This window comes from Phycisphaerae bacterium (genome assembly GCA_012729815.1).
Lineage (GTDB): Bacteria > Planctomycetota > Phycisphaerae > JAAYCJ01 > JAAYCJ01 > JAAYCJ01.
The window spans coordinates 1-12,400 of record JAAYCJ010000300.1; the positions used below are offsets into that span (position 1 = coordinate 1).

Consider the following 12,400-nt stretch of genomic DNA (forward strand, 5'->3'; position numbering starts at 1 on the left):
CACTGAGGCAGCCACAACTCCACCCAGCCGATGCCGAACCGCTTGGCCCATTCCAGCAGGACCTCAAGACGATCCTCCTCAAACTCCGTCTCCGACAGTGCGATCCGGGTAAAGTCCATCATGACTCGCCTTCCGGGCTGACCGGCCGCACCGATCCGCGCTCGACGATCGTCGTGGGCACGACCATCTTGACCGCTTGGTCGCGATCCTCGATGATCGCCTCGACCAGCGCCCGTGCGGCCAGGTGGCCCATCGCCGTCTTGCTCACACCGGTGGTGGTCAACGCGCAATCGAACCGCCCTTGCGGATCGAAGTCCTGGCCGCCCATCACGCCCACGTCGTCCGGCACGCTCAACCCGGCCTCGCGAAACGCCCGGATAGCGCCCATCGCCAGGAAATCGTTCTCCGCCAGCAGACACGAAAACGGCAATGCACGCCGGTCGTGCCGGCCCAGATACTCACGGATCGCCCGTTCGCCGTTTTCGATATCGCCGCCGTCGGCCTCGATGACGCACGCGGCAACGTCAGCCGGTAGGTTGGCCCGATAGCCTTCCAGCCGGCCCAGGCTGTGCTGCGAACCGTTCTGATCGCAAAGATAGGCGATCCGGCAATGGCCGAGCTGATGCAGATACGCCATCGCCGCGGTGGCCTCCGCCCGGCCGTCGATCAGCACGCTGGTGACTTCGGGCGAATGCTCAAAGTTCACGCACACAAGCCGCACCCCGAAGTCGACCAGCCGACCGACGTAATCGAACGGCAACTCGCCCAGCAGGATTAACCCATCCACCTTCCGCTGCGAAACCACCCGCGGCAGGCTAAGCCGATCCACCAACTCCTCCTGCGGCAGGGAAAACAGCACATGGAAATCGTGGCGGGCCAACTCCTCGACAATCCCACTATAAATGCTGGCGTAGAAGGGGTTATTCAGAAAAAACCGCACCCGCTGGCGAAGCACCAACCCGATGGTCCGGGCGAGCGCTCGTTCCCGCCGCTGGGCCGGCACATACCCAAGCGACCGGCCGACCTCCAGAATCCGCTCCGCGGTGTCCGGCGAAATCCCCCGCGCCTCCGCCTGTCCCGACAGCGCCGCCGACACCGCCGCTGGCGAAACTCCCGCCGCCTCCGCAATTTGTTTCTGCGTTACCTTTACCACATTTCACCCGGACAGTGCAAGCCTGAAGATTAGCTGAAGTTTAGCATGGTCGCCTTGGGCTGTAAAGGGCGATGCGAAAAATGTCTTGCGATTTGGAATGTAATACTGTAATATCATACACTATGACAGGAGTGATGCCGGGCAAAAGAGTTCCGCTGCACCGCCAGGTGGCGTCGAGGCTTGAGCAGCGGATTCGCTGTGGGGTCTATCCGGGCGGCGGGTTGCTGCCGTCGCTTCGGACGCTGGCGGGGGAGTTTGGGGTCAGCCTGAACGTGGTCCAGCGGGCGGTCTATCAGTTGTCGGAGAAGGGGGTGCTGGTTCCGCACCAGGGCAGGGGGTTGGCGGTGGCCGATCCGGAGCGGTGCCGGCGGACGGCGATCACGTTCGGGTTCATTCAGCCGTTTTCGTCCCGTGAGGCCTTCGAACAGCAGGTGTTCCTGTACGCGGAGGAGGCGTTCACCAATCGCGACAACCTGATGATTATCCGCTCGTCGCAGGGCGACCCGGTGCAGGAGCGTCGGATCGCTGAGCACCTGGCCAATAACGGCGTGCAGGGGATCTTGCTGTGGCCGGTGGCTGACAATCCCAACGGCGGTTTTTTTCAGGAGCTTTCGCGGCGTGTTCCGGTGGTGCAGGTGGACCGGCTGCTGGATGGGGCGCAACTGCCGGCGGTGGTGCTGGATTTCTACGAGGCGGGCCGGTCGATCTGCCGGCACCTGTTCGAGGTGTTGGGCCGTCGCAAGGTGCTGGTGGCGATGGACACGCAGAAGATCAGCCCGAACCGAGATCTGGCGTGGGGATTCGCGGAGGAGGCGCGGGAATTGGGCCGGACGGGCGACCTGACCGTGCGGAACTGGCCGATCATTGAGCTGATCCGCCGGCTGAACGCAGCGGACTTTTCCCAGGTCGACGGCCGCCGGCAGGTGGTGCGCGAGCATCTGATCGGCGAAGGGTACGACGCGCTGTTCTGCATGCATGAGGAGTTTCTCGATTACGTGGTGGTCGAGACGGGCCTGTACGATGAGTTCGCCGACCTGCAACTGGCGTCGATGACCGACCCGATCGTCAACACGCGGACGCGTCGCTACAACGAATCGAACGTGGTGCGGTGGGTGATGGATTTTCCGGGGATGATCTCGACCGCCGCCGACCTGCTTCAGGAGTGGGTGCTGAAGCGCTCATGCGAGCGGGGCGTGGTGAGAATTGGGATGAAACGGAGAGAATAGGGGGAACTGTTGATTGCCGATTGCTGATTGTTGATTTGGGAAAGAGCACAGATATGAATCATCGGGTTCGAGTCTTCGACAATTCGACATCGTTTACGCTGATCGAGCTGCTGGTGGTCGTGGCGATCATCGCGGTGCTGGTGTCGATGTTGCTGCCGGCGCTGAACTCGGCGAGGGAGGCGGCCCAGACGCTGACGTGTCAGGGGATCCTCAAGAACTTCGGCGTGGCCAACGAGATGTACGCCGATGAATGCAGCGATTGGTTGGTGCCGGCCAAGTACGCGAACCGCGAGACGGGAGAGATATGGGCGACGTGGCACAAGAACACGCTGTTCCGGCGTCTCCTGGGTATGGCTCCGGGCACGTACAACTTTCCGGGCGGGCTGATCTGCCCGATGGCTACAGAGACTTTGAAGAATCCCGTCGGTCCAAACGAGTACAATACCTGTTGGGGAGCCAACATCTCGGGCTGCCCGGACTGGGACACGTTCTGGAATGCTTCGGCCTATTACACGCTCGCGCATCAACGTTCCCAGGTTGTCAGGCCGGATATGAAGATATTCTTCGGCGATGCGAACGATTGGGTCCTGCATTCCTGGTGGTCGGATGAGGAACTGCCGGTGGGGCCTTCCCCGGCCTATCGACACAGCGGCAACTTCAATGTCTGCTTCTTCGACGGGCACGTCGGATGGCTGGACCGCTATCGGGCGGGGCGTCTTCATAACGGCGCCTACAACATCTACTGGGACCCCTTTGCCGAATAGCCGGCGCGAACGAGTGTTTTCCTGAAGGGAGTGTTGTCGTGATTCAGCGGATGCTCTTTGTCCTGACGTTGTGTTTTCTTGTCGGAAGCCAGGCTCCGGTGTTTGGCCTGGCCGACGTCGGAGTTCGTCCCGGCGACGTGGTCTATCAGGCTGCCTTTGACGGTGAGAAGGTTGCGGCCGGATGGGAAGGGCCGGGCACGCTGGAGGAGACGCAGGAGAGAGGTCCTGCCCTGAGCATCAGCCGACCCGCGGGTCCGGCTGCGGATGCGGTGGTTTCGCAACTGTCGATTCCCTGCGAGAAGTACCGCGGATGCCTGCTGATGATGACCGCGATGGTCAAGGGCGAGAATGTGACGGTCGGGGTACCGACGGTCAAGAACAAGCTGACGAGCGAAACGATCAAAACGAGTTATCACGCGGTCAAGTTCATGGTGACGGTGGGCGGCGAGACTTACCAAGCCGCGGTGGCCGTGGGCGTGGACTCGCCCCGAGACGACCAGGGCTACCAGGACGACCAAGCGGGCAAGACGGGCGGAGCATTCGACTGGAAGCCGGCCGCCGTTCGCGCGTTTGTTCCGTGGGATGCCGAGCGGATGACGATCGCGCTGGGGCTTGAGGCCGGCGTGAGTGGGAAGGTGTGGTTCGACGACGTGGAGATCCGCGTTCGGCAGGTCGATGCGTTCCCGAAGGGAAAAGTGGCGATGGGACCGTGGAAGTTCCCGCAGCTGCGCGGCACGATGATCGATCCGCGAGGATTGAGTGAAGAGGACTACAAGGTGCTGGGCGGGGAGTGGAAAGCGAACCTGGTGCGGTGGTGTTTCCACGGCGGGCCCGGCTATGCCTCGTCGGCGGATGACGCGGCCTACGACCAGTGGCTCGACGGCGAGATCGCGCGGTTGGACGGCATGCTGCCGGTTCTGCGGAAGTACGGGATCCATGCGGCGATCGCCATGTTCGGCGCGCCCGGCAACGGCGCGGGCTGGTCGGGCAGTCCGCTTTACACCAATCCCGCGTGCCAGCAGAAGCTCATCGAGGTGTGGCGGAAGCTCGCGAAGCACTACAAGGGGGTCGAGGGCATCTATGGATACGACCCGGTCAACGAGCCGTGCGACATTCTGGGGATCGACAACGTCGGATACGACACGGTTCCAGCGGACGTGTACAACTGGTGGGAACTGGCGGATCGGATCGCGCGAGCCATCCGGGGGATCGACTCGGAGCGATTGATTTTGATCGAACCGTCGCCGTGCACGCCTTACGGGTTCCATCGGTACATTCCCCTGAACGTTCCGAACGTCGTGTACAGCCCGCACATGTACATGCCGTACCAATACACCCATCAGCACATTTTCCCGTTCTTTGCCGATACGCTTGGTTATCCCGGATTCGAGTGGGGCGGCCTGATCTGGGACCGGAAGCGCATCCGGGCCGAGCTTGGGCACGTGATCGATTTCCAGCGGAAATGGGGCGCGCGAATCTACGTGGGCGAGTTCAGCGCCGTCCGCTGGGCGCCGGGCGCCTTTGAGTATATCCGGGACGTGATCGACGTGTGTGAGGAGAACGGCTGGGACTGGACGTACCACGCGTTCCGCGAGGCGCAATACTGGGATCCGGAACTCAACGAGGACAAGGACAATCCGGCGAAGGCGTTGACCGAGCGGCAGAAACTGCTGCGGGAGTGGTTCGGAAAGAATGGCGCGGATGAATGATAGCGAGAAGCCAGAATAGAGGCAACGGACCTCACACGACGCCGGGAATGCCGTGGTCGTTGCGGACGGCGATCTGGAAGGGGTGGCAGGTGAGCTTCCTGAGACCGGGATCGGACTGCGGGCCGCAGCCGCAGACGTAGTTGGTGGCGGTGCAGCCGAGTTGATCCTTCATGGCTGACCACATCTTGAAGTTCTCGGTCGAGAGTGAGACGGGCACGTCGCGGTCGTGCTTGCGGATTTCGGCCAGGTGATGCTCGTAGATCCGCTGGCGGGCCTGTTGCGGGAACGGCTTGGTCATGGTGTCTTCGGTTTCCGACTGGCCGGCGCGGGCGGCGTCGAGGAATTCGGGATCGATCAGGTCGGCGGGTACGCTGCGGACCATCGCGTCGTAGGTGTGCCACATGAACACGCATAGGCTGATCACATCCGGGCGGGTGTGTTTGAAGATCAGTTCGGCGGTATAGGCGGCATCGTCGCGCCAGCCGCGGAAGGGGATGATCGGCTTGAACTTGTAGCGGACCGGGTATCCGGCTTCCTGGGCGATGCGGGCGGCTTCGATGCGCTGTTCGGTGGTGCCGGTGTCCGGTTCGATCAGGCGGCTTTGGGTGGGGCCGGAGATGCTCCAGACGATGATGGTCTTGCCGTTATGCTTGAGGCTGCGCATCCAGCGGGTGTTCCAGGTTTTGGTGTGGATGATGAGGTAGCGGTCTTCGAGGGTGCCGAAGAATTCGATCAGTTCGCCGAGGACGCCGAGTTCGGGCTCCAGGCCGGGCGGGTCGGCGTCGTCGTCGAGCAGGTAGGTGGTCTGCCACGGGTGGCGGCGGATCAGTTCGGCCAGGTGGCGGCAGTAGTCCTCGACGTTGACCATGGCCACGAGCAGGCCGCCGAGGCCGCAGTATTGGCACTTGTGAAGGCAGCCTTCCTGCAGGTGAATGCGCCAGCAGGGGCGGCAGACCTTGTCGTGGCGGTGGGCGTCGGTCGCCAGGTTGGCGTCGAACCAGACGAACGCGGCGTCGCCGAGCAAGGCGTCGGTGGGTTTATCCCAGCCGGCCTTGATGAGCTGCTTGCGGCGCGCATCGACGCTTTCGCGGCTGTCGAATCGAAAGGTGTTGAAGAGCAGGATGGGGTCGCGGACGTCCTGGAGAGTACCCATCGGTCTTCGGCCGGCGAAGAGGTTCCGATTCCGGACCATATCGGGCAGGTCGCGGTCGGTGTAGGTGACGATCGGCTGCGGTTCGCGGAGGGCGGCAACGACGCGTTCGACGCGGGCGCGGTAAGTCGGAGTCGACATGACGGATTCGTGGGCATAGACGGCTGGAGGAGCGATGTCATACATGGGAATGGTCCTGTATTTGGGCTTACAGACGAGCCTATCGGCAGGCGGCGGCGGAGTCAAGGTGACAGAGACGACGGCCGCTACTGAGGCGGCTGGGGTGTGAGTTGGATTTCGTTGGGGTCGAAGCCTCGGGCCGCCAGGTCGTCGATGAGGGCTTGGAGGAACTGGTCATCGACCGTGGGCGTGCGGGAGAGGATAAAGAGGGTCGAGCGTCGTGGATCGGAGACGACCGCGTACTGATAGTTCTCCTGATCGAGTTCGATAATCCAGTAGTGGGCCTCGAAGAGGCAGACCGGGAACTGGTTGAACCGGACGGCGAGTCGGGAGTTGGAATTGGGGTCGGTGGTTCGGGCGACGCCGGCGATGGTGGTTTCAGGCCCGTCGAAGTCGCCGACGCGGGCCCGGTTGATCAGGTCCACCCGGCCGTCCTCGCGCAGCGTGTACTGGGCGGTGGTGGCCACCAGGTCCTGATTGAAGAAGGTCGGGTAGCTGGCGATCTCGTACCAGAGCCCTTCGTAGCGCTCCAGATCGACGAAATCGACCGTCTCGGGCGGTGTGACGCAGCCCGAAAGGCCGATCACGAAGACCAGCGAAACCACGACCAGAGACCGCGAAAGCTTGGGCCGACAAAGCGACATGACGCATCCCCCTACACAATGACCTTCGGCCGTCGGTGATCCGTAACGGCTGACATCATATTAGCATCAGGGCACTACCTCGTCCAGCGGGTTGCGAGTTTACCAGTTCATCGGCGGCATCGGCGGGCACTCGGGCGTCCAGGTGCCCAGGCCCTCGCCGCGGAGGTCGGCCATGGCGGCTGTGGGTTCGGCCTCGTAGAGTTTCCAGATCACGCGCAGGCCCTCGATGCTGCTGATCGGGTCGGTGAACGGCTGAGTGTCGTTCTCGATGCAGTCGAGGAAGTGGTTCATCTGTCGCGACATGGGTTTGCCGGGCGGAGTTTCGAACAGGACGGTCTGCTCGCCGCGGACGTGGGCGATGAGCTTGCCGGTGATGATGTCGGCTTCGAGCATGCCCTCGGTGCAGTGGGCATGGAAGGAATAGACGAGGCGGCTGCCGCGTGCGCCCCACGTGCCGAAGTGGTAGCCCATGATCCCGTTTTCGAATTCGATCACGGCGTTGCTGGTGCCTTCCTTTTCCATCCAAGGGGTGCCGCGGTTGGTGCCGAGATGGACGCCGCGGACCGGCCGGCCGAGATACCACAGGAGGATGTCGATGTAGTGGCAGCCGTGGCTGAAGAACTGGCCGCCGCCGAGACGTTTGGCTTCGAGCGCCCAGTGGGGCGCTTTGGATTCGGTGTGCTGTTCGGTCCAGATCGAGACCTGGAAGACCTCGCCGTATTCGCGGTTGTCGATGGCCTCCTTCATCCGGCGGACGAGCGGATGGTAGCGCATGCAATAGGCCACCATGAGCTTTCGGTCGGCAGCCGCGGCGGCGTCGATCATCTGCCGGCACTCGTCCTCGGAGTTGGCCATCGGTTTTTCGACCAGCACGTGCTTGCCCGCGCTCAGGAAGTGCAGCGTGGCCTCGGCGTGCAGGTCGTGAGGCAGCGAGATCAGCACGGCGTCGACCTGGTCGTCGACGCGGCGGTAGTCGGTCTCGACGCAAGCGCCCGGCACCATGGCCGCGACGGCTTCGGCACGATCGGGGAGGATATCGACCACGCAGGTCACCTCCATCCGGTCGGCCAGGTCGAGAATGTTCTCGGCGTGGACCTTGGCGATCCCGCCGCAGCCGATCCATCCCATCCGAATCCTGCCCATGGTCCGTCCTTTCGTGAATAATGGACAAAACAGGCGTCATCCGCCGTGTTCAATTGTGTCATTCTACCCGAAATGGTACGAACAAGGGGCGAAAACGCCAATGGACGCAAAAGGCAAAAAGATGGATAAAGGCTGCGCCTGTTCGCGACGGGACCTCAGCGGGTTGCCGCTCGGACGTCATTGCCGAGGTATTCGAACAGCGTGATCGTTCCCCACCGCCGGACCGGGCGGTAGGCCTCCATACTGGCGCCCAGAAACGTCGGCGGCAGCGAACTGTCTCCCGCCAGGACATAGCGAACGGCGCCGTCGGCGACCATCTCGCGGAATTGCGCATAGTCCACCACCCCTCGTTCGTAGACGATCGTGCACAGGTCGAGCTGCGGCGCGACGCAGACGTCCGGGAGCAGCACCAAGCCGCCGACGTCCAAACAGAGCACCCGCCACTCCGGATGGCCGGCCAGGCGTTGACGGATCCACTCGACGGCTGGAAGTCGCGCTTCGTAGCGCAACGGCGCGGCGACGGTCAGGGAACCGGGCGCCGTGACGGCGATGACCCGTCGGCCGCCCAGCAGCATGGCCGAGGCCGGCAATGACAGGAGCAGGTACAACGGCACGATGTTGGTCGCCATCAACCAGGCGCGGTTGCGTCGGCCGGCTCGTCTCGCGGCGTTCCACCAGAGGCCGACGACGAAAGCCCCGACGATCAGAAACAGGTTGTAGTAGTTTTCCGCCGAACCGAGCTTTAGCGCGGTAAGGGACGCAAACGCCAGCAGTACGACCAGGCTGACGGCCAGCACGGCGTCGTCTCGACGGCGTCTCGGTTTGAGCCACACCAGGGCCGACCAGAGGATCAGGGCGATGGGGAACGCGTGGGCAGAAAGCACCGGCCCGTAGCAGTGCTTGATCGCCTTGGCGAGGTCGACACCGTTGTCCAGACCGTCGATCGCGTTGGCTTTCACCTCGCCACCGAGGAATGTTGTGGTCAGGTGCCACGCGATGCCGGCGATGATGAGCGTGGTTATGACCGCGGTGGCAAGCAACCGCCACCGCCGAAGCCAGAGGATGGACGCGAAGAGGATCATCGTGGCCTGCACCCCGTTCTGCTTGGCGGCGAGGGCCAAGACGGCTGCCACCGCCGCCGCCACCGCCCATGCGTGGGCGGTCCGGTCGCCAGCGGTGGCCATAGCGAGTGTCGCCCCGATGGACGCGAGGATGAGCAGATCGGTCAAGGCGTCGGGCCGGGCCAGGAAGTACCACGGGGCGGAGACGACCACGGCGAACGCGCAGACAGCCAGGGCGGGCCCTGCAGGCATGCGCAGCCGCATCATCGTCCACAGAAGGGCGACAAGGGCCAAGCCACAGATCAGGGACACGCATCGTGCAACCGCGGCGACCGTCGAACCATCCAGTGGCGAGACGTCCAGTATCCGCAGGACTCCGGCGGTCAGGACGTAATAGAGCGGTGAGTATTGCGTCATGTCGAAGGGCGGCGCGTCCGGTGGCGTGTAGATCGGCTGGCCCATCGACAGCGTCTGGACGGTGTGGATCACGTTGTGTTCGACGCCCTGGATGTAAATCAGACCGCTAAAGGCCAGATAGACTCCGATGGCCAGAACGGCCGCCGCGGCGGTCAGCGCCGCGGCGAGTCCGAGGGTCGGTATGGACTTCGGCCACTGGAGGGACAGCGGGAGGCTGGAACATTGATCGGCAAACGTCCGCAACGGTCACACCCCTGGCTCATCCGGTTGCTGCTTCGGCTGCGGCTGCGGCGTGGACCGTGCAGAGTGATCCCGGTTCAACCGCATAATCCTTTCCCATACCAGGACCATCGGCTCCAGTTTTCCACCGGCTCTCCAAGCCCTCCATGGCGAAGACCCGCAGCGGTTGGGTGAACAGGTGGAAATCCCGCGCGGGCAGAAAGCCCATACGGTTCTGATTGTGCAGCATCAGAAATACCGCCGCTCCGGCCATGCCCAGCGTCTGGAACAGCAGCACCGCGGTCAGCCCGAACGCGGCGGTTGCCCAACCGGCGATGGCCAGGTCGGTAAAGAGGCGAATGCCGACGACCGCGCACGCCGCGACGACCATCAACGCCGCTGCCGCTCCGCAGGCGACGAGCAGGCGAACACCCACGATGGGCGCGTAGACCGACATCGCGCTCATCCCGTGGATCAGCAGCGAGACGAAGTTCATCTTCGACCGCCCCGAGAGCCGGTTGCCGCGGCGGGTGGGAATGGTGTCATAGGGGAGTCTCGCCATCACCACGCCGGCGGCGAAGTGGTTCCATATCTCGGAGACGACGACCACCCGGTCCAGCAGCGGCGAGGGAATGACGCTGAAGTTGCCGAAGTCCTGCCAGCAGCCGGTCAGCAGGCGATGGCTCCACTTGTAGCACCAGTAGCAGAAGCGAAAGAACGGACCCTCGGATCGCCGCACGCGCTGGGCGAAGACGATCTGGCGTCGGTTGCGGCGATGAAGCGCCTCGATCAGTCGCGGCACGTCGGTCGGCTGGTCTTCGCCGTCGGCGTCCATGACCAGCACGTCGCGGTTCGGGAAGTTCTTCTGGACGTAGGCCAATCCAATCGCGATGGCCCGCTGGTGGCCGAGGTTGCGCCGCAGCGGCAGGATCATGATCCGCCGCAGCGCCTTGAGTTGGATCGGAGGAAAACCGAGCGGCGCCGGTTGGCACGACGCGTCATCCACGACCAGCACGTCCGCTTCGATGCCGGGTTCGGCCAGCGCCTCGTCCAACTGGACGATAAGGCGGCCTGCCGCCTGCCAGTCGTTGAACACCGGCATGAGGATCACCAGCCGGCTGTCGGTGGGAACATCCCAATCCGCGTGTTCCAGGGCTTTGGAAATCATGGCGTGATTCCTCTATCCGGCTTTGACCGCCGCATCCGGGCGATGCAGCGTGTTGGCGATCAGCGTCTTCGCTCCGCTGGCCATGGTCATCAGATCTTCCAGGCCGCGGACCGACATGATCCGTCGAAGCAGCGTTTTCGGCCGGAAGTAGTATTGCTGATAGGCGCTGCGGTGGAGGGCCAGAAGCTCGCTCTCGGTCATACCGTCCGGCACGTAGATCGGACGATCCAGGAAGTTGAATTCCGGAAGGACCTGGCGCTTCCAGTAGTCGGGATCGAATTGCCCGCTCTGTTGGGCGCGGCGGTAGTCGAGCGAACCCGGCAGGGGGACGAACAGCGTGAACGACGCCAGTTCGACGTCGAGCTTCTTGGCGAAGGCGATCGTCCTGCGGACGTGGTCGGCGGTTTCGCCCGGCAGGCCCAGCATGAAGTACCCGCGGATTCGGATGCCCGCCTCTTTGGTCATGCGCACCACGTCGACCATCTGTTCGATCGTGGTATGCTTGCGAACCCGGTCGAGGATCTCCTGTGAGCCGCTCTCGAAGCCGTACGCGATGTACGTGCAGCCGGCGTCGCGCAGCGCCTGCAGGACCTCGCGCGTGATGCAGTCGACGCGGGCTTCGACCGACCAGGAGTGATCGAACCCTCGGGATCGAAGACGGTCGCACGTCTCGATGGCCACCTCCGGATCGGCTGGGAAGTTGTCATCCCAGACGGCTACGTCACGCGCCCCGTAGCGGTCGCGGAGTTCGAAGAATTCATCGACGATCCGCCCGGGCCCAAAGTAGCGGACGCGGGTGCCGAAGGTCACGCGCGAGCAGAAGGTGCACAGGCCCGGGCAACCGCGGCTGGCGAGCATGGAGTGCGACGGCTGATGGCTCGAGCGCGCGATGCTGGTGTGATACCGGTCCATGGGCAGCAGGTCTCGGGCCGGCAAATCGAGTTGGTCCAGCGGGTGGATAAGCTCACGGCGGCCGGTGGCGACCGTCCGGTCGCCCGACCGATACGCGATGCCCTTGACTCCGGGCAGGTTCGGCCGGCCGGTCGCCAGCTCCTCGACGAGCTGGCACATCGTCAGTTCACCCTCGCCCACCACGGCGACGTCGGCCCCGCAGGCCAGCAGCGAGTCCGGCAAAGCCGTCACGTGAGGGCCGCCGACCACGATCGGGGCGGAGCACCCGCTCGCTTTGATCGCCCCGATCAGCTCGATGGCGCGGATGGCGTAGGCGCTGACCACGGACATGCCGATCACGTCGAAGCGTTTGGCCTCCTCGCACAGCGTCTCGACGGGCTGAGGGTCGGCAATCCCGTCGATGATCCGGCACCGGTGGCCGGCCCGTCGCAGATGGGCGGCGATGTAGGCCAGCCCGAGGGGGGGAATCAGGCTGGCGGAACTGCCCGATCCGCGGACGAATAGTTCTTTCGGCGTCAGTGGCGGGACCATCAGCAGTACGTTAGCCATTGACGCCTCCGCATTCTGTAGTTATCGGACGTAATAGTCATGTGAACATTCCCATTATCGTCAGACTCGGGAGGCACGCTTGAGACTTTGCTGCCCTCCCTCCGG

10 protein-coding genes are annotated in these 12,400 nt (G+C 63.7%); 3 read left to right on the plus strand and 7 right to left on the minus strand.

The genetic code is table 11. The features are described from left to right. Positions 1 to 118: 118 nt before the first annotated feature. Complete coding sequence (locus tag GXY33_19375; protein NLX07306.1) at positions 119 to 1,153, minus strand: LacI family transcriptional regulator; 1,035 nt, start codon at positions 1,151 to 1,153, stop codon at positions 119 to 121. Positions 1,154 to 1,287: 134 nt separating this feature from the next. On the opposite strand from GXY33_19375, the gene GXY33_19380 reads away from it, so the two are divergent. The 3 genes from GXY33_19380 to GXY33_19390 are packed head-to-tail and all read left to right on the plus strand — an operon-like array spanning position 1,288 to position 4,852. Further along, entirely contained in the window at positions 1,288 to 2,379 is a 1,092-nt protein-coding gene (locus tag GXY33_19380; GenBank protein NLX07307.1) for a GntR family transcriptional regulator, read from the plus strand. Positions 2,380 to 2,432: 53 nt separating this feature from the next. Then, entirely contained in the window at positions 2,433 to 3,143 is a 711-nt protein-coding gene (locus tag GXY33_19385; GenBank protein ID NLX07308.1) for a prepilin-type N-terminal cleavage/methylation domain-containing protein, read from the plus strand. Between the two features lie 38 nt (positions 3,144 to 3,181). After that, positions 3,182 to 4,852 (plus strand): glycoside hydrolase family 5 protein, encoded by a 1,671-nt coding sequence (locus GXY33_19390; GenBank protein NLX07309.1) that lies wholly within the window; start codon positions 3,182 to 3,184, stop codon positions 4,850 to 4,852. Between the two features lie 31 nt (positions 4,853 to 4,883). Here the strand turns inward: GXY33_19390 and GXY33_19395 are convergent, their stop codons facing one another. The 6 genes from GXY33_19395 to GXY33_19420 form a co-directional block, all read right to left on the minus strand. Continuing rightward, positions 4,884 to 6,188, minus strand: a complete 1,305-nt coding sequence (locus tag GXY33_19395; GenBank protein ID NLX07310.1) for a hypothetical protein — start codon at positions 6,186 to 6,188, stop codon at positions 4,884 to 4,886. Positions 6,189 to 6,268: 80 nt separating this feature from the next. Next, a complete protein-coding gene (locus GXY33_19400) occupies positions 6,269 to 6,826 on the minus strand; it encodes a lipocalin family protein (GenBank protein NLX07311.1) in 558 nt (185 codons plus the stop codon). Between the two features lie 99 nt (positions 6,827 to 6,925). Further along, positions 6,926 to 7,969: a Gfo/Idh/MocA family oxidoreductase gene (locus tag GXY33_19405; protein ID NLX07312.1), complete on the minus strand. Its 1,044-nt coding sequence runs from the start codon at positions 7,967 to 7,969 to the stop codon at positions 6,926 to 6,928. A 155-nt stretch (positions 7,970 to 8,124) separates the two neighbouring features. Continuing rightward, positions 8,125 to 9,690 (minus strand): hypothetical protein, encoded by a 1,566-nt coding sequence (locus GXY33_19410; GenBank protein NLX07313.1) that lies wholly within the window; start codon positions 9,688 to 9,690, stop codon positions 8,125 to 8,127. Between the two features lie 16 nt (positions 9,691 to 9,706). Then, the gene (locus tag GXY33_19415) at positions 9,707 to 10,834 is read right to left on the minus strand and encodes a glycosyltransferase (GenBank protein ID NLX07314.1); all 1,128 of its coding nucleotides are present in this window, start codon (positions 10,832 to 10,834) and stop codon (positions 9,707 to 9,709) included. 12 nt (positions 10,835 to 10,846) lie between these two features. Continuing rightward, positions 10,847 to 12,295: a radical SAM protein gene (locus GXY33_19420; GenBank protein ID NLX07315.1), complete on the minus strand. Its 1,449-nt coding sequence runs from the start codon at positions 12,293 to 12,295 to the stop codon at positions 10,847 to 10,849. Positions 12,296 to 12,400: the final 105 nt, after the last annotated feature.